The 24,860-nt window shown below is 62.1% G+C and carries 27 protein-coding genes; 22 read left to right on the top strand and 5 right to left on the bottom strand.

Annotated features, from left to right (window positions below):
- The first annotated feature begins 2 nt into the window (after positions 1-2).
- Positions 3-380, top strand: a complete 378-nt coding sequence (locus H2510_RS16855) for a hypothetical protein (protein ID WP_186629447.1) — start codon at positions 3-5, stop codon at positions 378-380.
- A 42-nt stretch (positions 381-422) separates the two neighbouring features.
- On the opposite strand, the gene H2510_RS16860 is transcribed toward H2510_RS16855, so the two are convergent.
- A complete protein-coding gene (locus H2510_RS16860; RefSeq protein ID WP_186629448.1) occupies positions 423-1,079 on the bottom strand; it encodes a nitroreductase family protein in 657 nt (218 codons plus the stop codon).
- Positions 1,080-1,225: 146 nt separating this feature from the next.
- Here H2510_RS16860 and H2510_RS16865 point away from each other — a divergent pair, with 146 nt between their 5' ends.
- Positions 1,226-2,071: an adenylate/guanylate cyclase domain-containing protein gene (locus H2510_RS16865; protein ID WP_186629449.1), complete on the top strand. Its 846-nt coding sequence runs from the start codon at positions 1,226-1,228 to the stop codon at positions 2,069-2,071.
- Between the two features lie 41 nt (positions 2,072-2,112).
- Here H2510_RS16865 and H2510_RS16870 read toward each other — a convergent pair whose 3' ends face one another.
- Complete coding sequence (locus tag H2510_RS16870; RefSeq protein WP_186629450.1) at positions 2,113-3,135, bottom strand: hypothetical protein; 1,023 nt, start codon at positions 3,133-3,135, stop codon at positions 2,113-2,115.
- 219 nt (positions 3,136-3,354) lie between these two features.
- Between H2510_RS16870 and H2510_RS16875 the strand changes: the two genes are divergently transcribed.
- From H2510_RS16875 to H2510_RS16905, 7 genes are all read left to right on the top strand, one after another.
- Entirely contained in the window at positions 3,355-3,498 is a 144-nt protein-coding gene (locus tag H2510_RS16875) for a hypothetical protein (RefSeq protein ID WP_186629451.1), read from the top strand.
- A 91-nt stretch (positions 3,499-3,589) separates the two neighbouring features.
- Positions 3,590-3,892 (top strand): urease subunit gamma, encoded by a 303-nt coding sequence (locus H2510_RS16880; protein ID WP_088942134.1) that lies wholly within the window; start codon positions 3,590-3,592, stop codon positions 3,890-3,892.
- Entirely contained in the window at positions 3,889-4,215 is a 327-nt protein-coding gene (locus H2510_RS16885; RefSeq protein ID WP_186629452.1) for an urease subunit beta, read from the top strand. The genes H2510_RS16880 and H2510_RS16885 overlap by 4 nt, the downstream gene beginning before the upstream one ends.
- On the top strand, positions 4,212-5,921 hold the full coding sequence (locus H2510_RS16890; RefSeq protein WP_186629453.1) for an urease subunit alpha: 1,710 nt from the start codon (positions 4,212-4,214) through the stop codon (positions 5,919-5,921). Before H2510_RS16885 ends, H2510_RS16890 begins: the two co-directional genes overlap by 4 nt.
- Positions 5,922-5,929: 8 nt before the next feature.
- Positions 5,930-6,601, top strand: a complete 672-nt coding sequence (locus H2510_RS16895) for an urease accessory protein UreF (protein ID WP_186629454.1) — start codon at positions 5,930-5,932, stop codon at positions 6,599-6,601.
- Positions 6,594-7,322, top strand: a complete 729-nt coding sequence (ureG, locus tag H2510_RS16900) for an urease accessory protein UreG (RefSeq protein WP_186629455.1) — start codon at positions 6,594-6,596, stop codon at positions 7,320-7,322. The genes H2510_RS16895 and ureG overlap by 8 nt, the downstream gene beginning before the upstream one ends.
- Positions 7,319-8,125 (top strand): urease accessory protein UreD, encoded by an 807-nt coding sequence (locus tag H2510_RS16905; protein ID WP_315901402.1) that lies wholly within the window; start codon positions 7,319-7,321, stop codon positions 8,123-8,125. The genes ureG and H2510_RS16905 overlap by 4 nt, the downstream gene beginning before the upstream one ends.
- Positions 8,126-8,232: 107 nt before the next feature.
- Here the strand turns inward: H2510_RS16905 and H2510_RS16910 are convergent, their stop codons facing one another.
- Positions 8,233-10,467 (bottom strand): NADP-dependent isocitrate dehydrogenase, encoded by a 2,235-nt coding sequence (locus tag H2510_RS16910; protein WP_186629456.1) that lies wholly within the window; start codon positions 10,465-10,467, stop codon positions 8,233-8,235.
- A gap of 153 nt (positions 10,468-10,620) precedes the next feature.
- Positions 10,621-10,980 (bottom strand): Rv2640c family ArsR-like transcriptional regulator, encoded by a 360-nt coding sequence (locus H2510_RS16915; RefSeq protein ID WP_186629457.1) that lies wholly within the window; start codon positions 10,978-10,980, stop codon positions 10,621-10,623.
- A 98-nt stretch (positions 10,981-11,078) separates the two neighbouring features.
- Between H2510_RS16915 and H2510_RS16920 the strand changes: the two genes are divergently transcribed.
- The 9 genes from H2510_RS16920 to H2510_RS16960 all read left to right on the top strand — a co-directional run bounded on the left by H2510_RS16920 (position 11,079) and on the right by H2510_RS16960 (position 18,564).
- Positions 11,079-11,555, top strand: a complete 477-nt coding sequence (locus H2510_RS16920; protein WP_186629458.1) for an ArsI/CadI family heavy metal resistance metalloenzyme — start codon at positions 11,079-11,081, stop codon at positions 11,553-11,555.
- A 54-nt stretch (positions 11,556-11,609) separates the two neighbouring features.
- On the top strand, positions 11,610-11,954 hold the full coding sequence (locus tag H2510_RS16925; RefSeq protein ID WP_186629459.1) for a helix-turn-helix transcriptional regulator: 345 nt from the start codon (positions 11,610-11,612) through the stop codon (positions 11,952-11,954).
- Positions 11,954-12,649 carry a cation diffusion facilitator family transporter gene (locus H2510_RS16930; RefSeq protein WP_186629460.1) on the top strand — a complete coding sequence of 232 codons (696 nt, stop codon included), beginning with the start codon at positions 11,954-11,956 and terminating at the stop codon, positions 12,647-12,649. The genes H2510_RS16925 and H2510_RS16930 overlap by 1 nt, the downstream gene beginning before the upstream one ends.
- A 338-nt stretch (positions 12,650-12,987) precedes the next feature.
- Positions 12,988-13,884 (top strand): ectoine/hydroxyectoine ABC transporter substrate-binding protein EhuB, encoded by an 897-nt coding sequence (locus H2510_RS16935; RefSeq protein ID WP_186629461.1) that lies wholly within the window; start codon positions 12,988-12,990, stop codon positions 13,882-13,884.
- Positions 13,885-13,906: 22 nt separating this feature from the next.
- A complete protein-coding gene (gene ehuC, locus H2510_RS16940; protein WP_186629462.1) occupies positions 13,907-14,638 on the top strand; it encodes an ectoine/hydroxyectoine ABC transporter permease subunit EhuC in 732 nt (243 codons plus the stop codon).
- A complete protein-coding gene (gene ehuD, locus H2510_RS16945; protein ID WP_186629463.1) occupies positions 14,635-15,279 on the top strand; it encodes an ectoine/hydroxyectoine ABC transporter permease subunit EhuD in 645 nt (214 codons plus the stop codon). The genes ehuC and ehuD overlap by 4 nt, the downstream gene beginning before the upstream one ends.
- A 13-nt stretch (positions 15,280-15,292) precedes the next feature.
- Positions 15,293-16,054, top strand: coding sequence for an ectoine/hydroxyectoine ABC transporter ATP-binding protein EhuA (gene ehuA / locus H2510_RS16950; protein ID WP_186629528.1), 762 nt, complete (start codon positions 15,293-15,295; stop codon positions 16,052-16,054).
- A 108-nt stretch (positions 16,055-16,162) separates the two neighbouring features.
- Positions 16,163-17,635, top strand: a complete 1,473-nt coding sequence (locus H2510_RS16955) for a DUF1254 domain-containing protein (protein ID WP_186629464.1) — start codon at positions 16,163-16,165, stop codon at positions 17,633-17,635.
- 41 nt (positions 17,636-17,676) lie between these two features.
- A complete protein-coding gene (locus tag H2510_RS16960; RefSeq protein WP_186629465.1) occupies positions 17,677-18,564 on the top strand; it encodes an SCO6745 family protein in 888 nt (295 codons plus the stop codon).
- Positions 18,565-18,577: 13 nt separating this feature from the next.
- Here H2510_RS16960 and H2510_RS16965 read toward each other — a convergent pair whose 3' ends face one another.
- Positions 18,578-18,907 carry a ribosomal protein L7/L12 gene (locus H2510_RS16965; RefSeq protein ID WP_186629466.1) on the bottom strand — a complete coding sequence of 110 codons (330 nt, stop codon included), beginning with the start codon at positions 18,905-18,907 and terminating at the stop codon, positions 18,578-18,580.
- A gap of 121 nt (positions 18,908-19,028) precedes the next feature.
- Here H2510_RS16965 and H2510_RS16970 point away from each other — a divergent pair, with 121 nt between their 5' ends.
- The 4 genes from H2510_RS16970 (at position 19,029) to H2510_RS16985 (ending at position 24,831) form a co-directional block, all read left to right on the top strand.
- Positions 19,029-21,440: an ATP-dependent Clp protease ATP-binding subunit gene (locus H2510_RS16970; protein ID WP_186629467.1), complete on the top strand. Its 2,412-nt coding sequence runs from the start codon at positions 19,029-19,031 to the stop codon at positions 21,438-21,440.
- A gap of 96 nt (positions 21,441-21,536) precedes the next feature.
- Entirely contained in the window at positions 21,537-22,769 is a 1,233-nt protein-coding gene (locus tag H2510_RS16975) for a cytochrome P450 (protein ID WP_186629468.1), read from the top strand.
- The gene (locus H2510_RS16980; RefSeq protein WP_186629469.1) at positions 22,769-23,356 is read left to right on the top strand and encodes a TetR/AcrR family transcriptional regulator; all 588 of its coding nucleotides are present in this window, start codon (positions 22,769-22,771) and stop codon (positions 23,354-23,356) included. Before H2510_RS16975 ends, H2510_RS16980 begins: the two co-directional genes overlap by 1 nt.
- Before the next feature lie 26 nt (positions 23,357-23,382).
- The gene (locus H2510_RS16985) at positions 23,383-24,831 is read left to right on the top strand and encodes a hypothetical protein (RefSeq protein ID WP_397517378.1); all 1,449 of its coding nucleotides are present in this window, start codon (positions 23,383-23,385) and stop codon (positions 24,829-24,831) included.
- Positions 24,832-24,860 lie beyond the last annotated feature (29 nt).

Consider the following 24,860-nt stretch of genomic DNA (forward strand, 5'->3'; position numbering starts at 1 on the left):
AAATGGCTTCAAATTCTCCGATCGAATACTGGAACGGTCTCGCCACCGCAGCCGACGAGGGGCATCTGTTCCTCGATCCCACAGCCGCACGACAGTGCGACAAGGCATGCAGCGAATATTTATGGACACTCGAAAAAAACAAGATCGACGCCCGTGCCTTGGAAAAGGTCGAGGGGTTCGGTCCCTTCGATTCCGGAATCGCACTTGCCCGCAAATTCTCGCAGAAGGCCGTGGGCGGCCCGAACAATCTAGTGGACGTCCTGCAAAGCCATATCAACGTCGTCACCGCGATGCAAGCGGTGTTCCGAAAATTCTTCGTAGCCGCCGAGGACATCGACCAGCAGAACGCGGCATCGATCGGCCAAGACGGACCGAGGTAGCAGACACCCTCGTTCCCGCCTCACTACGCTGGGAATCGCTGGCTACCAGGTGTTTACGTGCAGAACAGTCTCGATAGGATCGCGCGGTGCAACCTTGAAGGTCTCACCCGTGTAGTAGGCCGTCGGAATCAGCGCACCTTGATGAAATCCCTCCGGAATTCCGAGAATCTCGGCTACCTCTGCTTCACGCGCGAGATGTATTGTGGTCCAAGCAGTTCCGAGTCCACGCGCACGCGCAGCCAGGGCATAGTTCCACACGGCCGGCAACAATGAACCCCATAGTCCGGCCTGATTGCCGCTGGGGAGATTCTTACCTGCCTTGATGCAGGGGATCAACAGCACAGGCACTTCACCCATGTGCTCACCGAGCCACCCGGCACTGTCTCCGACACGCTTCTGGATCGGACCTCGTTCTGGGTCATCGGCGAAAAGAGCATTCGCCGAGTGTTTGGACGCCTGATATTCGGCGAACAGTTCTCCGTAGATCGCGCCGATCTGTGAACGCAGGTCTGGATCGGTGACCACCACCCACTGCCAGCCCTGCTGGTTCGATCCGGACGGACCTTGCAACGCAATCTCTAGACACTCCTTGATCAAGTCCAACGGCACCGGCCGCGTCAGGTCCAGGCGCTTGCGGACGGTACGCGTCGTGGTCAGCAGTTCGTCAGGTGTCAGGTCGAGAGTCGGGTACGAAGTCATCCATCGATCATGCCCCAGAGCCTGGGTGTCCAGCATTCGCACAACCGGTGAGCCGGACCACCGGAGGCTGCAGTCACCACCGTCGCGGGGCTCGTATCCGCCCCAGTACCGGGGCCGTTCACACCCATGGGCAGCCGAAGGCAAAGATGAGCGAGGTGACCCTGTGGATAATTGCAGCCGGAGTCGAGCTTGCCGCGATCATCGCGCTCGGTGTCCTTCTCATCGTCTCGCGTCGAGAGCACCAGGAAACGCGATGCGCACTCGAACGTGCCCAGCGTGAGGTGTCGCCTCGCCGGCGGCGACGTGGCGTTGCCCCGTTCGCGATCAGGAGGGCCTTCCACACGGCGGACTCGCTGATCAACAAGGGCATCGGCGCGACCGTGCGCAACTCCGTCGAAGACCTCGCGGGCTGGGCCAAAGTCGAACGCCCCGAACTTGCCAGAATGACTGCCGACGGCGATATCGTCGTCCTCTTCTCCGACATCGAAGGATCCACCGCGCGCAACGAGGAGTTGGGTGATCGAGGCTGGGTGAAGCTGCTCGAGAAACACAACAAGCTCATCCGCAAGCAGGTGGAAGACCACGGCGGCCACGTGGTGAAGAGCCAGGGCGACGGTTACATGATTGCGTTCTCCGACCCGGCCCAGGCCGTGCGATGTGGAATTCGAGTGCAACAGGTTCTGCAAAGAAACCCAGAGCGCTGGGACAACATCCGGGTACGCATGGGGATACATGTCGGCAGCTCGGTACGGCGCGGTGACGACCTCTTCGGTCTCAATGTGGCCATGGCCGCACGGGTGGCGGGCCAGGCCGAAGGCGGCGAAATACTTGTCAGCGAGACGGTTCGAGAAGCAATCGACACGGTGCACGATATTTCGCTCGGCACACCGCGCGAGGTCGAACTCAAGGGCATGAAGGGCGCCTTTCAGCTGTACCCGGTCGAGCTACCCACACAGCCCTCGACGGCTGATTCTGTCCAACAAGTGAATTGACCGATATCGCCTGCCTGCTTTGTCCTGAAATTCGCGCTGCGCTACTGCGACCGCGTCCATCGCCCGTCCTCACGTCGCCATAGTGTCGGCTTGTCCTCGATAGTGGTGACAGTGCGATCGAGCCACCATGTTGCATCTGGATCCCAACCACCGAGGACGGTGGCACCATCACTGTCCGACAATGGAATTGCGAGTCCGGGAGTAGTGAGATAGCCGTGGATGCTGAGATGAACAGCGTCGTAGTCTCCGGCCACAGCAACCCAATCCGGGATGACCCACTGGCGATACTCACCTGTGGTTTCGAACCAATCCGATCGTTTGGATTCCGGCACTGCCAACGGATACGAGTCGACCAGTCGCGCCCAGTCCGTCGGGTTGCTGATCTCGTACACCCGTGGTTCGCCGACAACGTGAACCGGCCACACTCGCGCTTCTCCCCCACCGGACGAATCCTCTTCCAACATCAATTCCAACGCACCCAACCCCTCCCTGGCGCGGGTAGTCGACAACGCACTGCTCGGTGACGGAATCGACCACCACTCCCCACCAACCCGAGAGTCCGGGCGTTCGACACGATCCAGGCGGTATCGTTCTTCCATCGCCACCACGTGTTCACGCCACACGTCGAGGCCGGTGGACAGCGGCCGATAAGGCAACGTCGACTCGGGCCACCCGTCATTCGACCACGGATGGACCACCAAGCGCTGATTGTCGAGATCCATCGGATCGGACCACCAGTGGGCATGCGGCGAATTCAGCACTGCGACGGCGATCGGCCGCAGAGCGTTCACTATGTGCGGCCGGGCGAACATCACGTCCTCCTCGTCCGGCGGTTGCCAGTAACGGGCCCAATCCGTCGCGAAGGAGAGCGCGTCGAGTAAATCCAACTCGGACAGTTGCGCGATCAGTCGAACATCTACCGCTTCGATCACCTCAGAAACGTCCTCGGGTGACGATGGCCTGTAGTAGTAACCCTCGGGATCGTCGGTACTGCACTTGTAGGCGACATTCGCGCAGAAGAAGCGGCCCCGAGGTGACGCGAGAACAGATTCGACCACATCCATGGTGTCCAAAGTATCGGACCGATTCCGGCTGGACGGGGCGATCGACAACGGATGCCGACCGCGGTCGAAAATCACGCGTCGCCAAAAAACTTTGAGCGTCAAGCATTCACCGCGGAAAAAAGATTCAGCAAAAATCTAACGTTCTCGGCACACTGCCCAGCCGAAGTCGAAGAGCTCTCATACCCCGATGCGCTCGGCCAGTCACGCTATGCTTCGGCCATGGGTAAGTTCAAGGATGCAGTAGAAGGACTATTCAAGCGGAAGAAGGCCATTCCCGATCCCGCGCCCAAGCAGCTCGATCGTTGGGCCGACGAGGGTGGAGCGCTTCCGCCTGAGCCACCGAGAGATCCCGGCACTCGATAAATGTAAAGAGAACGTAACCGAGCGGTCGGTCGAATCCTTGGTCTCAATGGCTAGGGTCGAAAGTTCCTGCAAAGAAACACGAGGTTGATCAATGCAACTGGTTCCATCGGACACGGAGAAGTTGCTCCTCAGTGTGGCGGGGATGGTGGCCCGCGACCGACGTGAACGAGGCGTCGTCCTGAACTACCCGGAGGCGACAGCACTGCTGTCCTGCTGGGTAATGGAGCGAGCCCGCGAGGGTAAACGCGTCGCCGAACTGATGACCGAGGGCAGGAACGTGCTCAGCCGGGAAGAGGTCATGGAAGGCGTCCCGGAGATGATCGGTGCCATTCAGGTAGAAGCGACTTTTCCCGACGGTCGCAAGCTGGTCACCATCACGGATCCGATCCAATGATCCCCGGCGAATTTCGCTTACGCCCCGAGGCCGTGGAACTCAATGCCGGCCGGGAGCGCCGCACACTCCTGGTGGTCAACGCCGGAGACCGGCCGATACAGGTCGGCTCGCATTTGCATCTACCCGATGCCAACTCGGCCTTACAGTTCGACCGTGACCAAGCCGAGGGTTTCCGTCTCGACCTGCCGGCAGGCACGTCGGTACGACTCGAACCGGGGGTGAGCCGGATGGTCGACCTCGTAGCCTTGGGCGGCCGCAAACGCGTACCGGGCCTCCAGATCAAGACCGATACCAACGCTCCGTCGCCGAAAGAGAAGTCATGAGTTGGATCGATCGCCTCAAGTACGTCCAGCTGTACGGTCCGACGACGGGTGACCAGATCCGGTTGGCCGACACCGACCTGTGGATCGAAGTTGCTGAGGATCGCACCGTCGGAGGCGACGAAGCTACGTTCGGCGGAGGCAAGACCATCCGCGAATCCATGGGCCAAGGCTCTTCGATGCGTTCCGAGGGTGCGCTCGACGTCGTGATCACGAACGCGATCGTTCTCGATCACTGGGGCATAGTCCGTGCCGACGTCGGAATCCGCGACGGTCGAATAGTCGCCGTCGCCAAGGCAGGCAACTCCGACATCATGGATGGGATCCGCCCCGACATGCAGATCGGTCCCGCTACCGATGTCATCTCAGGAGAAGGAAAAATACTCACCGCGGGAGCCGTCGACACGCACGTGCACTTTCTCAGTGAAATCGAGATGCGTGAGGCGCTGGCGACCGGAACGACAACGGTCATCGGCGGCGGTACCGGGCCCACCGAGGGATCGAAGGCGACCACTGTCACCGGCGGGGCGTGGGCGCTCACGATGATGCATCGAGCGCTCGACCACATCCCGCTCAACGTCATCCTCTTCGGCAAGGGCAGCACTGTGTCGCACGGAGCATTGCGTGAAGACGCGCTGGCAGGTGCCGGCGGATACAAGATCCACGAGGATTGGGGCGCAACTCCGGCCGCGATCGACGCATCACTGCGCGCCGCCGAGGAGTTCGGTCTCCAGGTCGCACTGCACGCCGACAGCCTCAACGAGACCGGGTATGTCCAAAGCACTCTCGACGCTATCGCCGGACGCGGCATCCACGCGTTCCATTCCGAAGGCGCCGGCGGTGGCCACGCCCCCGACATCATCACTGTGGTCAGCGAGCCGAATGTGATTCCCGCGTCGACCAACCCGACGCTCCCGTACACCGTCAATACCGTCGACGAGCACCTCGACATGCTCATGGTCGTTCACCATCTCAATCCGAAGGTGCCCGAGGACCTGGCATTTGCGGAGTCTCGAATTCGGGCCTCGACGATGGCTGCAGAAGACATTTTGCAGGACATGGGCGCGATGTCGATCACCTCGTCCGACGCGCAGGCAATGGGTCGGATCGGCGAAGTGATCTGCCGCACTTGGCAAGTGGCGCACGTGATGAAGAACCGTCGCGGTTCACTGGGTTCCTCCGAACCTGCCGACAACGAGCGGGCACGCCGCTATGTAGCGAAGTACACGATCTGCCCCGCCGTCGCGCACGGCATAGATCACGAGATCGGATCGGTGGAGAGCGGCAAGATGGCGGACCTCGTGCTGTGGGATCCGGCGTTCTTCGGGATTCGCCCATGGGCGGTCATCAAATCCGGGGCGATCGTCGCAGCGCCGCTCGGCGACCCGAACGGTGCCGTACCGAATCCGCAGCCGGTCCTGACTCGCCCGACGTTGCCGGCTGAGGCTGCCTCCGCCGCACACCTGGCAACGACATTCGTCTCGCAGGCAGCACTCGACGACGGACTGGCCGACCGGCTGGGACTGACCCGAAAGTTGGCCGCTGTCCGCCCGACTCGCGATATCGGCAAAGCGTCCATGCCCAACAACACGACGCTGCCGAAACTCGACATCGACCCGGAGACGTTCGCGATTTCCATCGACGGCGAACTGGTTCGACCGAAGCCGGTGGATGTCGTGCCGCTCGCGCAGCGTTACACGATGTTCTAGAAGAATCGATGACCGGTCATATCGGAGCGCTCCTCCTCGGCGACGCGCGGTTGCCCACCGGCGGACACATCTATTCGGGTGGTTTGGAGCCAGCTCTAGCGGCGGGCATGCCGTCCGAGCGGGTTCCGGACTATATACGAGCGCGGTGCCGGACGGTCGCGACAGTCGAGGCGTCGGCTGCCGTATTGGCTTATCGTGCAGCACAATCCGACGACCCGTCGAGAATCGAATCGGTTCACGATGCTCTTCTCGCCCGGACCACGAGCGAACCGCTGCGCAACGTTTCGGGAATGCTCGGGCGTGGACTGGTCCGGATGGCACTGAGACTGTGGCCCGATCATCCCGCGGTCACTGCGCTCGTGGCTATCGATCGCGCACCGATGCGTCCCGTCGCCCTGGGCACCGTCGCAGCGGTCATGGGTATCGGCGAGGCGGCCGTTGCTCGCGTCTGTTTCTACGACGACATCCAAACGGTTGCCTCGGCAACCCTGAAACTTGCGCCCATCGATCCCGTCGACCCGGTGGCGTGGGTACTTTCTCTCGAACCACTGATCGACACATTGGTGGAGAACGTGCTCGCCGTCGAATCCGTCGACGACATGCTTGCCGCCACCGCACCGGAAGCCGAGCAGTGGTCACTGAACCACGCTGGTAGAACAAGGAGAATTTTCATTGCCTGACAAGACCGAACAGACCAACAGCGCCGGTGCTCCACCGCGGCGTGCTTTGCGACTCGGCATCGCAGGCCCCGTCGGCACCGGCAAGAGCACATTGATCGCCACTATCTGCCGTGCTCTCGCCGACGAGATGGAAATCGCCGTCGTCACCAACGACATCTACACCGACGAGGACGCCCGACTGCTCCGCTCGGCCGGAGTGCTTCCCGTCGAACGCATCCACGCCGTCGAGACCGGTGCATGTCCGCACACTGCGATCCGCGACGACATCACCCCCAACCTCCTTGCGGTCGAGGATCTCGAAGCCGAGTTCGCACCACTCGATCTGGTGATCGTCGAGAGTGGCGGTGACAACCTCACCGCGACGTTCAGCCCCGCTCTCGTGGACGCCCAGATCTTCTGCCTCGACGTCGCAGGAGGTGGCGACGTTGCCCGCAAGGGTGGCCCAGGCATCGAACGCGCAGACCTGCTGCTCGTGAACAAAGTGGACCTCGCCCCGTACGTGCGCGTCGACGTCGAGCAGATGGTGGCCGACGCCAAGGAAGCTCGGGATGGGCTTCCAGTGTTGGCGTTGAGCTGGGACGACAACGACGCGATCGCCAGACTCGCGCAGTGGGTCCGACAGATTCTCGACGATCACAGGAACGGCCGTCACGTGCCCCGCGATCCGGGTCCGATGGCCCCGCACAGTCACTCCGACGGCACCCAGCACAGTCATACGTGACCGAAAAGGTTACGACAAAGGTCCATGCGGAGTTGGTGCGCGGCCGTGTGCGATTCACCGAAATGCGCTCCGGCACATTCCTTCGCCCGCAACCGTTGCACGTCGACGGACCGGTTGCGCGACTGGCGCTGATCGGGAGCTACGCGATGCTCCTGGCCGGAGACGACCTCCGACTCGACATCCACGTCGGACCTGGAGTGTGGCTCGAACTCGTCGAACCGTCCGGCACTGTGGCCTATCACGCACAAGGTGGTTCGGCGTCCTGGTCGGCGTCGATCCGGGTCGACGATGATGCGCAGTTGGTTTGGCGATCTGCGCCGTTCGTCGTGACCGCCGGAGCCAACGTGCGAAGGGACACCCGGATCGGCCTCGGCGACGGCGCCCGCGCCCTGATCTCGGAAACACTCGTCCTCGGACGCACCTACGAGGACGGGGGCGGGCCCCTACGTTCGACGATGCGGGTCGATCACGTAGGCAAGCCCCTGTTGGTCGAGGACCTCGATCTGCGTGACACTGCGCATCGCGACCTGCCTGGGGTGCTCGGTAGCAATCGCACGATGGCGTCGGTGCTACTTGTCGGAGCACGGCCGGCAACAGCGGAAGGTGTACACGAGACTCGACTGGCAGGCGCCGGCGCTCTTGCGCGTGCATTGGCTCCGCAAGCGCACGAAGCTCAGGCCGCAGTCGACCTCTCGTGGGACCGCTGGTCGAAGGAGTACCTCGATCCGGCGGACTACCGTCGGACATCGGAAATCATTGCCCCGCAGACCGTTTCGCCGACACACTCTGCTCATTCAGAGTGAGTGTGCCGGCCATGGGTCAAAACTGATCGATACAGGTCCGATCTGATCGATACAGGGGTCCATTCATACGATTGCGTCGTATGAATGGACCATTGAAGCGAAAAAAACTACTGCTGCGCAGCCGCCAACGCGTCGTTGAACGTCTTGCTCGGCCGCATGACGGCAGCGGTGGCTTCGGGATCCGGGTAGTAGTAACCACCGATCTCGACGGCCTTGCCCTGCGCGTCGTTCAATTCCTTGACGATCGTTTCTTCGTTGTCGGCCAACGTCTTTGCCAATCCGGCGAAGTGCTTCGCCAGTTCTGCATCCTCGGTCTGCTCGGCGAGCTCCTGCGCCCAGTACAGCGCGAGATAGAACTGGCTGCCGCGGTTGTCGAGTTCGCCGGTCTTACGCGACGGTCCCTTGCTGTTCTCGAGCAACTTGCCCGTCGCCGCATCCAGGGCCTTGCCCAGGACCGTTGCCTTGCCGCCGGTCTTGCTACCCAGATCTTCCAGGCTGACAGCCAAGGCCAGGTACTCGCCGAGTGAGTCCCACCGCAGGTGGTTCTCTTCGAGGAGCTGCTTGACGTGCTTCGGCGCCGAGCCGCCTGCACCGGTTTCGTACAATCCGCCACCTGCCATCAGTGGAACGATGGAGAGCATTTTTGCGCTGGTGCCCAATTCGAGGATCGGGAACAGGTCGGTGAGGTAGTCACGCAGAATGTTGCCCGTCGCGGAGATGGTGTCGAGCCCGCGGACCAGACGCTCCATCGTGTAGCGGATCGCGCGAACCTGCGACATGATCTGGATGTCCAGACCCTCGGTGTCATGGTCCTTCAGGTACGTGCGCACCTTGGCGATCAGTTCGTTCTCGTGCGGGCGGTACGGATCGAGCCAGAAGACCACCGGCATTCCCGATTCGCGGGCGCGTCGCACAGCCAGCGCGACCCAGTCCTGGATCGGTGCGTCCTTGACGATGCACAGGCGCCAGATGTCGCCCTCTTCCACTGTCTGGGTCAGCAGTACCTCACCGGTAGCGGTATCGGTGATGTTGGCGATGCCGGCCTTCGGTGCCTCGAAAGTCTTGTCGTGCGAGCCGTATTCCTCGGCCTGCTGCGCCATCAGTCCGACGTTGGGGACGGTGCCCATCGTCGTCGGATCGAACGCGCCGTTCGTCTTACAGAAGTTCACCATCTCCTGGTAGATACGCGCGAACGTGGACTCGGGGTTTACGGCCTTGGTGTCCTTGGGACGACCATCGGCGCCCCACATCTTGCCGCCGGCCCGGATCATCGCAGGCATGGATGCGTCGACGATGACGTCACTGGGAGAGTGGAAGTTCGAGATTCCGCGTGCCGAATCCACCATGGCCAGTTCCGGCCGATGCTCATGGCACTTGTGCAGATCCTCGATGATCTCGTCACGCGTGGAGGCGGGAAGCGTCTCGATCTTGCTGTACAGATCGGACAGGCCGTTGTTGACGTTGACACCGAGCTCTTCGAACAGGTCGCCATGCTTGGCGAATGCGTCTTTGTAGAAGACGCGGACAGCGTGCCCGAACACGATGGGGTGCGAGACCCTCATCATGGTGGCCTTCACATGCAACGACAGCATGACGCCGGTTTCGTAGGCGTCCTGCATCTGCTCTTCGTAGAAGTCGAGCAATGCCTTCTTGCTCATGAACATGGAGTCGATGACGTCGCCGTCTTTGAGCGACACCTTCGGCTTGAGGACGATCGACTCGCCGTCGGCGGTCAGCAGTTCCATCTTCACTTCGCGATCGCCGTCGACGACCGTGGACTTTTCGCCATGGTAGAAATCGCCGCTGCGCATGTGCGCCACGTGGGTGCGCGATGCCATCGACCATTCGGTCATGCTGTGCGGGTGCTTGCGGGCATATTCCTTCACTGCCTTCGGCGCGCGGCGGTCGGAGTTACCTTCGCGGAGAACGGGGTTGACCGCACTGCCGAGGCACTTCGTGTAGCGATCACGAATGATCTTCTCTTCGTCGGTCTTCGGATTTCCCGGAAAGTCCGGGATCGCGAAACCCTTGTCCTGAAGCTCTTTCACGGCCGCGATCAGCTGTGGCACCGAAGCGCTGATATTCGGCAGCTTGATGATGTTGGTGTCGGGCAGTTGCGTCAGGCGACCCAGTTCGGCCAGGTTGTCCGGCACCTTCTGATCCTCGGAGAGGTAATCGGGGAACTCGGCAAGGATGCGGTTGGCCACGGAGATATCGCTCGATGCAACGTCGATGTCGGCCGCACTGGCAAACGCACGCACGACCGGCAGAAACGCATGCGTCGCAAGCATCGGCGCCTCGTCGGTCAGGGTGTATATGATGGTCGGCTGTTTCGCAGTCATGTTTCGCCTTTGCCTCAGTTTTCAACGTCGTCTTTTGGATACGTCCCCCCAACTTTAAGCTTTCGATCCGGCGCCGTGCGGAGCAGTAGCGGGATACGCCTCCTACTGACCGGTAGCATCACGCCGCCACAGCCCAAATGCCGGCACCGCCGATCAGGTGCAGCAATGGGGGTCGAGCACCACACGCAGCGCGTCGAGCGCCTCGGTACGCGCGGAGTAGTAGACATTCATGCCCCGACGGACAGCAACGACCATGCCTGCCTTCTTGAGCTGGCCGAGATGATGGCTGACCGTGGACTCGGCCAGTCCTATCGTTGCCGCGAGATCGCACGTGCAGATCTCCCCCGCAGCGTCGGTCAGTAAAACCGAGAGCAACTTCAGGCGCGCAGGATCCGCGAGCGCCTTCAACCGCACGGCCAATTCGAGGGCCTCGTCGTCGGCCATCGGCCGTGCAGAGACTGGCGCACAACAGAGTGGGGCCGTGGCATCGATCAGCGGCAACGTCTTGGGCATGCACCCCAGACTACTACCTTCTTGACTTATGTCGAATCCGCGCGCATTGTGGCTAAGCAAGCAATTCGACATACGTCACACAGGTGGAGGTACTCCAAATGTCACGCGCCCAACTCGCCCTCAACGTCGACGATCTCGATCAGGCGGTCACGTTCTACACCAAACTCTTCGGAACCACCCCGGCGAAGGTCAAGCCGGGTTATGCCAACTTCGCCATCGCAGACCCACCACTCAAACTTGTTCTCATCGAAAACGTCGGACAGGGAGGAACTTTGAACCACCTGGGCATCGAAGTCGAGTCCTCGACTCAGGTTCACGACGAGATTGCCCGGTTGACCGGCGAAGGACTGTTCACCGACGAAGAGATCGGCACCACGTGCTGTTTCGCGACACAGGACAAAGTCTGGGTCAGCGGTCCCGCCGGTGAACGCTGGGAGGTCTATACCGTCCTTGCCGACTCGGACACTTTCGGAACCAGTCCGTCGTTGCCGAACGAATCGAACACCGATGGGCCCACGTGTTGCGGCGGAGACTCATCGGCGGGCGCGACGGCATCGACACCCGCCTGCTGCTGACCGCGAACCGATCTCGACCCAGGATGATTCAGCCTTTTCTGAATACAGATTTGGATGTACTGTGACGGCGTGGACCTACTGACCCATATTTCCGTGCTGTCACGCTTCGGGCACGCCCTCTCCGACGAGACGCGCACGCGAGTGTTGCTCGCGCTCAAGACCGAGCCGCGATATCCAGCCGAACTTGCCGATTCACTGGGCGTGACCCGCCAAAAACTGTCCAACCACCTCGCCTGCCTTCGCGGATGCGGCCTGGTAGTGGCAGTTCCCGACGGCCGAAGGACTCGATACGAGTTGGCAGACGCCAACATCGGCCGTGCCCTCGACGACTTGCTCGCCGTCGTACTCGCCGTGGATCCGACGAGTTGTCCCAACTCCGACGTCGACGGATGCTGCTGATGTCCGCAGAACTGGGAATGCCTTTTCCCACAACTTCTCCGACGGCCCAGCGCCGCGCAGTGCTGGGCCGTCGCATCCGATATTTCGTCGCTGCGACGATTACCTACAACGTGATCGAAGCTGCGATCGCCCTGATCGAGGGCGCGCGAGTGTCCTCCACCGCGTTGATCGGTTTCGGCTTGGACTCGATCATCGAGGTCTCGTCCGCCGCAGCAGTGGCATGGCAATTCTCGGCCACGAACCCGCAGTCCCGGGAGAAAATCGCGCTCCGCATCATCGCTTTCTCGTTCTTCGCACTCGCCGCCTACGTGGCGGTGGACGCGTTGCGCGCACTGTTCGGATCCGAAGAGGCGACACACTCGACGGTCGGTATCACTCTGACCGCCGTCAGTGTGGCCGTCATGCCCGTGCTGTCTTGGGCACAGCGTCGGGCCGGCCGTGAGTTGGGATCGGCAACTGCTGTCGCCGATTCGAAACAGACTCTCCTGTGCACGTACCTCTCGGCCGTCGTGCTCGTCGGCCTACTCTTCAACAGTTTCTTCGGCTGGTCGTGGGCCGACCCCATTGCGGCCCTCGTCGTCGCCGGTCTCGCAGTCAAGGAAGGCCTCGGCGCGTGGAAGGGCGATACCTGCTGCGCAACACCTATCTCTTGCCGACTCACCACTGACGAGACCGACTGCGAGTGCTGCGACTGACTCGGTTCGTGCCGAGATGCTCGAAAGCCGAAATGCCTATCCGTGTCAGGATTTCTGACCAGGACATGCCGATCGTTACCCGTTCGTGTCGAGACCAGTAAATACATGCATTGGTCAGGCATTTCGACGCACGCCAGCGGTCGTGGAACCCGAAGAAGCGACCCCAATGACCCGATGTGCAACCTGTGAGCGTGTTAAGTTTCGTCAACCGAAGAACATTCAAAGAGTCGGCAAAAATGCGCGAAATCAGCCGCGCCGCTTCCCGCCGGGGAACTCATCGGCGGTGGTGGCCGCTGTATCCGTGTCGTTGCCGAACGGTGATCGGAAGGTCTCGCCACATGGCACGAACAGTGCTTCACGACATCTCGAACAAAAGGCTCGTCGCAACGCTCGCCGGAGTCTCACTGGCCGCCGCCTCGCTCGTCGGCTGCACGTCGACCGACTCCACCAGCAGCGAAGACCGCCTCCAGTCCCTGCAGGACAAGGGAACGATCACAGTCGGATTCGCGGGCGAAGCCCCGTACAGCTTCGAAGAGAACGGGCAGCTGACGGGCGCAACTGTCGCTCTGCACCGCGAGATCTTCGGCAACCTCGGTATCGACAACGTCGAAGGCGTCAACGCCGACTTCGGCGCACTCATTCCAGGCCTGCAGGCCAACAGATTCGATGTGGTCAGCGCCGGAATGTCGATCCTCCCCCAGCGCTGCGAGCAGGCAGCATTCGGAGACCCCGAATTCAATTACACGACGGCACTGATGGTCCCTGCCGGAAACCCGGCCAAGCTGACGGACATGCAGTCGGTCAAGGACAGCGGCCTGAAGCTCTCGACGATGACCGGTGCAGTCGAGTCCGATTACGCGGCGGCTCTCGATATCCCGTCCACACAGGTCGCTACCCCGCAGGACGGGATGGATGCTGTGACTTCCGGCCGCGCAGATGTCTTCGCGCTCACCGCAATCTCACTGAACTGGATGAAGACGAACAATCCAGACGCTCCCGTTGACGTCACCGAGTCCTTCGTCGCCGTTATAGATGGCAAGCCTCAGGTCGGCGCGGGCGCAACGGTATTCCGCACCGATGACGCCGAGCTCCTCGCCGCTTACAACGAGGAGCTCGCGAAGATTACCTCCGACCCCGCCAAGTACCTCTCCATTGTCGGCGATTACGGATTCACGGCGGAAGAATTGCCTGACCCGTCGCTGACCACCGCGCAACTCTGCGAGGCGGACTCCTGATCGCAGGCCGAGTAATCCGATCGTGAAAGACAACATCGAGACCTTCCTGGATTCGTGGCCACGAATCCAGGAAGGCATAACCACCACCGTTCTCCTGACGCTCGGCGGGGCGGCATTGGCCTTCGTTCTTGCCTTGATTCTCGGACTTGCAGCAGGCAGTCGACTCAAGTCGGTTCGAGCTCCCGCACGTGTGATCGTCGAATTCTTCCGTGGCACATCGCTACTGGTCCAGTTGTTCTGGCTCTTCTATGTACTACCGCTGTTCGGCTACCAGCTGGAAGCGACATTCTGTGCGATCCTGGCACTCGGTCTCAACTACGGCGCCTACGGCGCTGAAGTCGTCCGGGGTTCGATCGCAGCCGTTCCGGCACCGCAATGGGAAGCCGCGCTCGCGCTGAACTTCTCCTCGACCCAACGGCTTCGCAGAGTTGTCTTTCCACAGGCGTGGGTACAGATGCTCCCGCCGCTGACGAACCTTCTGATTCAACTACTCAAAGGCAGTGCTCTCGCGAGCTTCGTTCTCCTGCAGGATCTCACGTACCAGATCGAACAACTCAGACGAGGCACCGGCGACACCCTTTTCGCCTTCGGAATCGGGCTCGTTCTGTACTTCATCATCGCCTACATCCTGACCTTGCTGATGAACGTTCTCGAAGTGCGCGCAAAGGGAAAGCTCGGCACCGGACCTTCGCTGCGTGAAGTGCTGAGCCTGAGGCCAGAGAACATCAACGAGAATGTGGGGGTGGGCCGATGAGCGTGGAATGGAGTTGGGAACGAGCATGGGACTCGATCCCCTATCTGCTCGAAGGATTCAAAATCACGGTCCTCGCTACCGTGATCGGCTTTTTCGTGGCGGCTACCCTCGGACTACTCATTGCTGTCGTCCGCCACGCGGCACCCAAGTTCGTGACGGTGCCGCTACGCATGATGTCGGAATTCATCCGCCTCACGCCCTTGGTGGTGCAGCTGCTGTTCGCCTACTACCTGCTACCGCAATTCTCTGCCTTGCAGATCGGTATCGCCGTGCTCGGCATCCACTACTCGACCTACATGGCCGAGGTCTATCGAGCCGGCATCGACGCAGTGCCACCGGGCCAATGGGAAGCAGCGCGCGCATTGTCGCTGCCGACCACACGCACGTGGCGCGGCGTTGTGCTCCCCCAAGCAATTCGCATCACAATCCCGGCCCTTGGCAATTACGCAATCTCGATGTTCAAGGACACGCCGTTCTTGTTCGCGATCACCGTCGTCGAAATGGTCACAGCTGCTCAACAATACGGAGCGCGAACCTTCCAGTATCTGGAGCCGATCACGATGGCCGGTGTCATCTTCCTGATCGCGAGCTACCCGACGTCGATCCTCATCAGAAGACTGGAGAAGAGACTTGCCTACTGACGGCACGCAGACCATGATCTCGTTCGACAAGGTCGTCAAACAATTCGGCAGTCACGTCGTGTTGGACCACTTGGACTTTCGCGTCGCACGTGGCGAGCGCGTCGCACTGATCGGTCCCAGCGGATCCGGAAAGACCACGATCCTCCGCCTACTCATGACTATCGAGAAAGTCAACGAAGGCGTCATCTGGATCGAGGATCAACCGCTGAGTCACCAATACAAAGGTGACAAGCTCGTCGTCGCCTCCGAAAAGCACCTCCGATCCGTGCGCACCAAGATCGGCATGGTGTTCCAGCAATTCAATCTCTTCCCCAACATGACGGTGCTGGAGAACATAACCGAAGCACCGATTCACGTTCTCGGGAAGAGCAAAGCCGACGCGATCGCCCGGGCCCGGGAACTTCTCGAAACAGTGGGCCTCGCGGACAAGGAAAACAGTCATCCCACCAAGCTGTCGGGCGGTCAGCAACAGCGCGTCGCCATCGCCCGTGCACTCGCGATGGATCCTGACATTCTTCTCCTCGACGAGGTGACGTCGGCGCTCGATCCCGAGCTGGTAGCCGACGTACTCGACGTGCTGCGCACCATCGCCGAAACAACGGACATCACGATGCTCATTGTGACCCACGAGATGGGCTTTGCACGTGACGTCGCAGATCGGGTGCTCGTCTTCGACAACGGAAGAATCCTCGAAGAAGGCACCCCCGAGGACATCTTCACTAACCCGAAGCAGGACCGAACAAAGGCATTTCTCAAGGCAGTGCTTTCCAACTGACACAGCAGGGCTCTCGAGGTGCCCGCGCGCACCGGGGAATCATCAACGCCGAGTACATAATCGACCAAGGCGCCCTGGTGGTTCCACCGACACGCCTACCCTCGAAACATGAATTCCTCCGCGGAAGTTCCTGCCGGTTACAACACTCCCGTCCCTGACCAGATCATGACGCCCGACAGCGTCGAGACACGGCTAGGGACTCTCGAGTTCACCGACGGCTTCCCCAGTGAGGAGACTGCGGCAAAGGTATTCGATCATCTCGACTTTTCCCGTGCGGTGGAGGTGTTTTTGCAGTGCATCCCGGCGGCCTCGATGGAGGGTCTCCGCCGGGGTTTGAACGAAGTGGGTTGCGTTGCGGCCCACAAGGTCGCGCTCGCAGACCAGTTGTTGGATTCCAGCCCGCTGTTTTTGACCGGCAACACCGACACCGTCTACGCGTTGGCGATGATCGATCTCGATCGCGACGGCCCGACCGTCGTCGAGATTCCGCCAGGTTGCGGGCCGGGCACCGTCAACGACGCCTGGTTCCGGTTCGTGACGGATATGGGCGCGCCCGGTCCCGACCGCGGGGCCGGCGGCAACTATCTGCTGGTACCTACCGGGTACGCCGGTGAAATTCCGAACGGCTACTACGTGGCCGAGTCCCCGAGCGGCGTCAACTTGCTTGCACTGCGCGGATTTTTGGTCGACGGCAAAACCGACGCGGCGAAATCGATGTTCGAGGACGGGGTCAAGATCTATCCGTTGTCCTCTCTCGGCGAGCAGCCGACAATGGAGTTCTTCTCGATATCCGGCAAGTCGTTCAACACGATCCACGCCAACGACAGTGACTTCTACGAAGAACTTGCAGCCGTGATCACGCGCGAGCCGATCGAGGTGATCGACCCCGAGACCAGGGGCCTGCTCGCTTCGATCGGCATCCACAAGGACCTGCCCTACGATCCCGACGAGCGGATGCGGGGCATACTTCGCGACGGCGCTGCGGTCGGCAATGCCACTGCTCGCGCGATCTGCTTCAAGACGAGGGATCCTCGCGCGTACTACTACGCGGATAGGAAGTGGAAGACGGGCTTCGTGGGCGGCGACTATCGGTGGCTCGACGGCGATGGCAGAGGGGGACGCAACTTCGACGCACGGACGCTCTTCTTCTACCAGGCGACGCTGAATACGCCGGCGATGGCGCTGGAGATGGTCGGTGTCGGTTCTCAATACGCGATCTCCGAGCACGATGCATCGGGTGAGTACCTGAGCGGGAGCAACACCTACCGGCTCACGCTTCCGGCGGGCATTCCAGCCAAAGATTTCTGGTCGCTGATCGTCTACGACCCCCAGACCCGCTCGGAGCTGCAGACCGGCCAGCCATTTCCGAGCCGGAGCAGTGAGAAGAACAAGGATGAGCTCACGTACAACAGCGACGGCTCGATCGATCTGACCTTCGGTTCCCAGCAACCGAGTGAGCGCCGGGGCAACTGGATCGAGACGGTGCCCGGCAAAAGCTGGTACGCCATCCTTCGTTTGTACGGTCCCCTCGAGCCGTGGTTCGACAAGACCTGGGTCCCAAGCGATATCGAGCGCCTTTGATCGGTGACGGGCTCGCTCGCGGATAGGTAGGTTCGAGCACCATGAGCAGCCACACCGACAACTCGCTGTCCGCGATTGCCCGCGCCGCGTACACGACGTTCGAGCCGTACCACCTCGCCTCGTACTTCAATCCGCAGCTGAAGTCGGCCGGTGAGGACACCGGCCTCGACGGCCACGCCTGGTATGTCGGCGCACGGGCGGCGCCGCTGGGTGAAACAACGGCAAGCGTCGTAGCGGCAGCGTTCTACAACTTCAATCCCGCGCTGATCGAACGGGTGTGGCCACTTGCGGTCGCAGCGGGTTTGGAGACGGTGTCGGATCGGCGGTGGTCGATGCTCGACTCGGTTCTCGGCGACGCCCTCGGTTCGCTGGCCACCGATGCCGAACTCGTCGAGCTGGCGAAGCGACTACACGATGTCGGAGACACCGCAGTCTTCGCCGGACGCACTCTCTCGGCAGCATGGCACTCGGCTGCAGCCCCGGATGTTCCACATCTCGAGCTCTGGCACGCCATCGCCGTCATCCGCGAGTGGCGGGGCGACGGGCACCTCGCAGCGCTCGTCGACGCCGAGTTGGATCCGGCCGAAGCCGTGGTCTTCCATGAAGCCGTCCACCCCGACCCGAATGCTCGCAAAGTACTCGGGAAGCGCATTACTCAGCTCACCCGGCAATGGTCGGACGACGATTGGTCCGCGGCCGCCGACCGCCTCGCGTCCCGAGGCCTGATCACGCGAGCAGAGAAGAACGAGGCGCTCACCGATAACGGAGTTGCACTCGATGCTCACATCGAAGCCCGCACCGACGCCATGGCCTCGGCCATCTGGCACAACGTTCCCGATGCCGAGGAGCTGATCTCCCGAGTGCGGCCCTACGTCAAAGCAGTGATCGTCGCCGGGATTCTGCCGGGAACGAAGAAACGCGAAAAGTAGCGCGAATCGATCATCAGCCGAGTCGATCGTCGACCAGGTCTTTCGCGTCCTTCAGGCCGAGACCGGGATGGTGCTCGCGGAGTAGTTTGATGGCCGGGATCCGACTGTCCGTCGCGCTGATCGCAGCGAGGACATCATCCGCGGGCACCATCGACGGGTCGACGGACTCGACCGCTTCCGAGGTCGGCCGGAGCCAGTCGAGCAGCATGACCGCTGCGAAAACGGCGAACGCGACTGCATACCAGTTGCCGTTCGTCAGCCCGTCGAAGGCCAAGAACGCTGCACAGGCCGCGACTACAACCACGACGATGCGCTTGATGATCTTGCGCTGAGGGCTGGACATCGATCGACCTTAGCAAGCGGTCAGGTGGCGTTGGCGACCCAAAAAATTGCACTCGGGAATTGAATCACTCCTACGCACGTTAGTTGAGTCGAAGACGCTCACCCTTTGTAGGAGGAACTCAATGCCGGCTTACCTGGGACCAGAAGGTCCTCGTCGCATCGATATCAGCCGTCTGATGAGCAGGTCCACCCAGTCCCTCATCGGCGAGGCAGCCACGTTCGCTGCAGGTCGCGGCGACGCTGCGCTCGATGCGCTACACGTTCTGCACGTCATGGCGCAGAACGACCCCATCCGCAGCCTGATGCAGCGCGCAGGTGCCCAGCCCGACGCCGTCGTCGACGCCGTCGAACTCCGTCTACCGCAGTCGCGCGCTCAATCCCCTGCCAATGCCACCGGCCTGAGCAGCACCCTCAAGACCGCCATCCTCGAGGCCCATCACATTGCCCAGACACTGGGCTCGACGTACATCGACCCCGAGCATCTCTTCGTGTCCTTCGCAGCCGACCTAGAGCAGATCGCCGGTCGACTGCTCGCCTCGGAGGGCATCACACCCGAAGGGCTGCAGACTGCACTCAAGGGTGGCTCGGTGGCTTCCGATTCGAACTCCGACACCCCGACCCTGGACAAGTACGGCGTCGACCTCACCCAACGCGCTCGCGACGGCGGGATCGACCCCGTCATCGGACGCACCGACGAGATCCAACAAACCATCGAGATCCTCTCACGCCGTACCAAGAACAATCCTGTTCTCGTCGGCGAAGCAGGCGTCGGCAAGACAGCCGTCGTCGAAGGGCTTGCCCAACGCATCGTCGACGGCGACGTCCCGGATCGCCTGAGCGGCAAGCGAATCGTGCAACTCGACCTGTCATCCATGGTGGCGGGCACTCGGTACCGCGGTGACTTCGAGGAACGCCTCACCAAGGTGATAGACGAAATCGTCGCGCACAAAGACGAACTCATCGTCTTCATCGACGAGGTCCACACGATCGCCGGGGCAGGCGGTGGCGCAGAAGGTGCCATGGATGCCGGAAACATCCTCAAGCCCAAGCTCGCTCGCGGTGAGCTGCACATCGTCGGTGCAACCACACTCGACGAGTACCGCACCCACATCGAGAAGGATCCGGCTCTGGAACGCCGATTCCAACCCGTCACGGTTCCCGAACCGAGCGTCGAGGACGCTGTTGCGATTCTGACCGGCCTACGGACCCGCTACGAAGAACACCACGGCGTCCGCTACACCGACGACGCGATCACTGCTGCCGTCGAATTGTCCGATCGCTACATCGGCGACCGGTTCCTGCCGGACAAGGCGATCGATCTGATCGACCAAGCCGGTGCGCGCAAGCAGTTGAGCACGCCGAGCATCGACAAGGAAGCGATCGAAGAGCAGCTCGCCGCTTTGGAAGTCGAGAAGGCAAAGGCGATCTCCGACGAGGACTACGAACGCGCGTCGCACATCCGCGACGAAGCCGTGAAACTCCAGGGGCGTCTGAACGGCACCAAATCCGACGAAGACGTGCCCGAGGTGACGGCGACCGATATCGCGTTCGTGGTCTCCCGTGCGACGGGTATCCCCGCGAGCCAGATGACGCAGGCAGAAAAGGACCGGCTGCGGTTGCTCGAATCGGAATTGCACGAGCGCGTCGTCGGACAAGATGAGGCCGTCAAGGCGATCTCACGTGCGGTGCGCCGCAGCCGAACCGGCATGAGCGACCCGAACCGACCCGTCGGCAGCTTCTTGTTCCTCGGTCCGACCGGAGTCGGAAAGACCGAGCTCGCAAAGGCATTGGCCGCATCATTGTTCGGTGACGAGAAGAAGATGGTGCGTCTGGACATGAGCGAATTCGGCGAACGCCACACCGTCAGCCGACTCGTCGGGGCCCCTCCCGGATACGTCGGTTACGGCGAGGCGGGACAGCTGACCGAGCAGGTTCGGCGCAATCCGTATTCGGTAATTCTTCTCGATGAGATCGAGAAGGCACACCCGGATGTGTTCGACACACTGCTCCAGGTGCTCGACGACGGCCGTCTGACCGATGGCCAGGGCCGCACGGTCAACTTCCGCAACACTGTGGTGATCATGACCAGCAACTTGGGGTCGGAATTCATCTCGAGCAAGTCGGGCGGACTGGGCTTCACCACCGGAGCTCAGGACGAGAAGCCGATTCGCGATCGGGTGATGGGACGGCTACGGGAAGCAATGCGGCCCGAGTTCCTCAACCGGATCGACGAAATCGTCGTCTTCCGCAAGCTCGACACCGAACAGCTGCATACGATCACCGATCTGATGCTTCAGGAGAGCCGAGAGCGTCTGTCTGCCCGGGGTATCGAGATCAAGTTCAGCGACGCGGCCGTCGATTGGCTCGCCTCGAACGGGCATCAACCCGAGTTCGGTGCACGTCCGTTGCGTCGGTCGATCCAACGCTCGCTCGACGACCGTATCGCCGACCTGCTGCTCGACGACGTTCTTGCCGAGGGTGGCTCGGTGTCGGTCGACGTCGCAGATGACGAATTGGCCCTGACCGTAGGTTGATTCCGCTCCCCCGCCGGTGTTCGCGTAGTCGGTCTACACGAACACCGGCGGGTTTTTACTATTGACATATGTGTCCGTTTGTCTCATTCTCGATACATGGCGACCGTATTGTCCCCGAAGGCCTCATACATACCGCCCTCCGGCGAGACTTGGCGCAACCCGTTCGGCATGTACTCGGCATTGCGCGATCACGATCCCGTGCACCATGTTGTGCCGACGGGATCGCCCGAAAACGACTACTGGGTACTCACCCGCCACGCCGATGTGTACGCCGCAGCCCGCGATCACGAGAGCTTCTCCTCCGCGGAGGGTCTGACCACCCAGTACGGCGAGCTGGACAAGATCGGCATGCGCGACAACCCTCCGATGGTGATGCAGGACCCACCGCAGCACACCGAGTTTCGGCGTCTCGTCGCCCGCGGTTTCACCCCCCGGCAGGTCAACTCCGTCGAGCCGGCAGTCCGCGAGTTCGTCATCGAGCGACTGGAAGGATTACGCTCCGCCGGCAGCGGAGACATCGTCACGGCGCTGTTCAAACCTCTGCCGAGCATGGTCGTCGCGCACTACCTGGGCGTCCCGGCCGAGGACCGTGACAGATTCGACGGCTGGACCGACTCGATCGTGGCGGCTACGGCAACCGGTGACACCCTCGACGCAGCGGCCGCCGTGGGTGACCTGATGGGTTACTTCGGTGGCTTGATCGAACGCCGTCGAGCAGAGGTCGCAGCCGGAAAAGCCGGTGACGACACCATCTCGCACCTGGTCAGCGCGGGGGTCGGCGCAGACGGAGACATCTCCGGACTGCTGTCCATTCTCGGCTTCGCCTTCACCATGGTCACCGGCGGCAACGACACCACAACCGGGATGCTCGGCGGCGCTGTGCAACTGCTGACCCAGCGACTCGACCAGCGTGCGCTGCTGATCGAGGACCCGTCGCGGATTCCTGACGCCGTCGAGGAACTGCTGCGCCTGACCTCACCGGTGCAGGGCCTGGCCCGCACCACCACCCGTGACGTCACCATCGAGGGCGTCACCATCCCAGCGGGACGCAAGGTTCTGCTGGTCTATGGGTCCGCCAATCGCGACTCGCGTGTCTACGGCCCCGACGCGGAGGAGTTCGACGTGCTGCGTGCTCCACGCCAGATTTTGACCTTCAGCCACGGAGCCCACCACTGCCTCGGCGCAGCCGCCGCCCGAATGCAGGCTCGCGTCGCGCTCGAGGAACTACTGCTGAGATATCCGGACTTCACCGTAGACATCGACGCCGTGGAGTACGCGCCCGGCAACTACGTGCGTCGGCCCACCCACGTACCGTTCGCGGTCCACTGATGGCAGGCACAGACGCAGCGACCTCACCCTGGCTGCGTGACGAGCGCACCGAGATCGCGGCAGAACGAATCCTGGACGCTGCCGCGGAGCTTTTCGTGGTGCGCGGCGTGGCGACCACCGGCATGGCCGAGATCGCCAAGGCGGCAGGATGTTCGCGGGCAACGCTGTACCGGTACTTCGAGAACCGTCGAGCACTGCACCTGGCGTTCGTACACCGGGAGGCCCGACGGCTCGGCGAGCAGCTGGCGGAGCAGGTCGCCGATATCGACGACCCTCGACGACGCGTCGTCGAGGCAACACTCGGTGCGTTAAGAGAGGTACGCGCGACACCGATCCTGGCCGCCTGGTTCGGACTCGGCGATGCAGCCATCGCCTCCGAAATCGCCAACACCTCGGAGGTTATCGAGGTGCTGGGCGCAGAATTGCTCGCCGACGCCGGAACCATTGACCAGCAGGAGCTTTCCCGGCGCGCCCGGTGGCTGGTTCGGGTGATCGTTTCGCTGCTCACCGTCCCCGGCGCCGACGAGGCCGACGAGCGCGCCATGATCGAACAGTTCGTGGTGCCGGCCTTGCTGGCACCGTTCTGACCGCATCGCATCGCATCGAGGGAGCAATCGTGAACCGGCAGTCCCATCAGGCTCTGTTCCTTTTCGCACTCACCTTCGTCCTGATAGCCACCGTCGGTGGCGGTGTCGCTTCGGCGCAGACCACTTGGGGTCCCCTCGCCCCTGCCAACCCATTCCTCGGGCCCGTCGGCACATCCACGATGCATGGCGATGCCGGCTCATCCGACGCGACACATCTCGCCGGTCCCAGCGGACCACTCACAGTGGACTCGCTGCCGTTGGCTGCCGCCTGCCCAACCCTGTTGGAAGGTTCCGACGGGATGGTGCTCGCTCTGTGCACCGCAATCCTCGACCAGACACCGATCGTGCACCTGATCGACACCTCGGTGCTCGGCAGCGGTGTAGCGGCCTCGGTCGCGAACCTCGCACTTCCGAAGGGCAGCCTCCTCGGGGGCGTATATGCCTTCCTGGACAACGCCGATCGACTCGTCGCTGTGGGCGGTGACCGCATGCTCGTCCGAGTGGGGCACCACCGGACGCCACTGGGCGCATGGACGCTGACCATCGATCAGTCCGTCGACTTGACCGCGGCAATCCCCAACGGCGACAACGTTACCGGGCTCGTACCGGATTGGCAGGGCAACATTTGGTTCGCCACCGGCGACGGCCGAGTCGGGATCGTGGGCGACGCCGGCACCGTTCGAAGCCTGCAGCTCCCCCCGGGCGAGCACGTCGCAAACAGCATCTCCAGCTCCACCAGCGGGGTTGCGGTAGCCACCACCCACGCGCTCTACCAACTCAGCGCAGACGACGGCTCTCCGAAGATCGATTGGCGTGCCTCCTACGATCGCGGCAGCGCTCGCAAGCCCGGCCAACTGAGCTGGGGTACCGGCTCCACACCGACCTACTTCGGCCCGACCACCGGAGCCGACTACCTGACCATCGTCGACAATGCCGACGCTCAGGTAGCGCTGCAGGTATATCGCGCTTCGACCGGAGAACTCGTGTGCTCGCAACCCGTCCTCACCACCGGAGGCCCTGCTAGCGAGAACTCACCGATCGGCGTCGGTAACTCGGTATTCGTGGCGAGCACATATGGATACCCGTACCCCAGGGTGCCCGAGGACGCAGGCCCCGCGATGCCGGCCACGGCACCCTTCGCCGGAGGGATGACCAGGGTCGACCTCGACGGCTCCGACTGCCACACAGTGTGGGACAACAAGGTGCGTAGCGCCGCCGTGCCGCGCCTCTCCACAGCGGACGGACACCTGTACACCGTGGTCCGTCAGGAGCTTCCCCTGTCCTCCGCCGCTACCTCGGCTTTGGACGGATTCGAGTACACGGTGATCGATCCGAATACCGGTTCGGTGCTGGCCACTGCGCAGTTGCCGGGCTCGATAGCAAACGACACACTGCAGACGTCAGGACTCATCACTTCGAGGGGCGAGTACCTACAGGGCACTCTCAGTGGGATCAACCGGGTGCGTTCCCTGTGAAACTTCACGTCCCGATCACCCCTACCGAC

Source organism: Rhodococcus sp. BP22 (assembly GCF_014281965.1).
Taxonomy (GTDB): Bacteria; Actinomycetota; Actinomycetes; order Mycobacteriales; family Mycobacteriaceae; genus Rhodococcoides.

Coding starts and splice junctions, on each gene's coding strand:
- H2510_RS16855 (WP_186629447.1), top strand. CDS start 3: ATGGCTTCAAATTCTCCGATCGAATACTGGAACGGTCTCGCCACCGCA.
- H2510_RS16860 (WP_186629448.1), bottom strand. CDS start 1,079: ATGACTTCGTACCCGACTCTCGACCTGACACCTGACGAACTGCTGACC.
- H2510_RS16865 (WP_186629449.1), top strand. CDS start 1,226: ATGAGCGAGGTGACCCTGTGGATAATTGCAGCCGGAGTCGAGCTTGCC.
- H2510_RS16870 (WP_186629450.1), bottom strand. CDS start 3,135: ATGGATGTGGTCGAATCTGTTCTCGCGTCACCTCGGGGCCGCTTCTTC.
- H2510_RS16875 (WP_186629451.1), top strand. CDS start 3,355: ATGGGTAAGTTCAAGGATGCAGTAGAAGGACTATTCAAGCGGAAGAAG.
- H2510_RS16880 (WP_088942134.1), top strand. CDS start 3,590: ATGCAACTGGTTCCATCGGACACGGAGAAGTTGCTCCTCAGTGTGGCG.
- H2510_RS16885 (WP_186629452.1), top strand. CDS start 3,889: ATGATCCCCGGCGAATTTCGCTTACGCCCCGAGGCCGTGGAACTCAAT.
- H2510_RS16890 (WP_186629453.1), top strand. CDS start 4,212: ATGAGTTGGATCGATCGCCTCAAGTACGTCCAGCTGTACGGTCCGACG.
- H2510_RS16895 (WP_186629454.1), top strand. CDS start 5,930: ATGACCGGTCATATCGGAGCGCTCCTCCTCGGCGACGCGCGGTTGCCC.
- H2510_RS16910 (WP_186629456.1), bottom strand. CDS start 10,467: ATGACTGCGAAACAGCCGACCATCATATACACCCTGACCGACGAGGCG.
- H2510_RS16915 (WP_186629457.1), bottom strand. CDS start 10,980: ATGCCCAAGACGTTGCCGCTGATCGATGCCACGGCCCCACTCTGTTGT.
- H2510_RS16920 (WP_186629458.1), top strand. CDS start 11,079: ATGTCACGCGCCCAACTCGCCCTCAACGTCGACGATCTCGATCAGGCG.
- H2510_RS16925 (WP_186629459.1), top strand. CDS start 11,610: ATGTACTGTGACGGCGTGGACCTACTGACCCATATTTCCGTGCTGTCA.
- H2510_RS16930 (WP_186629460.1), top strand. CDS start 11,954: ATGTCCGCAGAACTGGGAATGCCTTTTCCCACAACTTCTCCGACGGCC.
- H2510_RS16935 (WP_186629461.1), top strand. CDS start 12,988: ATGGCACGAACAGTGCTTCACGACATCTCGAACAAAAGGCTCGTCGCA.
- ehuD (WP_186629463.1), top strand. CDS start 14,635: ATGAGCGTGGAATGGAGTTGGGAACGAGCATGGGACTCGATCCCCTAT.
- ehuA (WP_186629528.1), top strand. CDS start 15,293: ATGATCTCGTTCGACAAGGTCGTCAAACAATTCGGCAGTCACGTCGTG.
- H2510_RS16955 (WP_186629464.1), top strand. CDS start 16,163: ATGAATTCCTCCGCGGAAGTTCCTGCCGGTTACAACACTCCCGTCCCT.
- H2510_RS16960 (WP_186629465.1), top strand. CDS start 17,677: ATGAGCAGCCACACCGACAACTCGCTGTCCGCGATTGCCCGCGCCGCG.
- H2510_RS16965 (WP_186629466.1), bottom strand. CDS start 18,907: ATGTCCAGCCCTCAGCGCAAGATCATCAAGCGCATCGTCGTGGTTGTA.
- H2510_RS16970 (WP_186629467.1), top strand. CDS start 19,029: ATGCCGGCTTACCTGGGACCAGAAGGTCCTCGTCGCATCGATATCAGC.
- H2510_RS16975 (WP_186629468.1), top strand. CDS start 21,537: ATGGCGACCGTATTGTCCCCGAAGGCCTCATACATACCGCCCTCCGGC.
- H2510_RS16980 (WP_186629469.1), top strand. CDS start 22,769: ATGGCAGGCACAGACGCAGCGACCTCACCCTGGCTGCGTGACGAGCGC.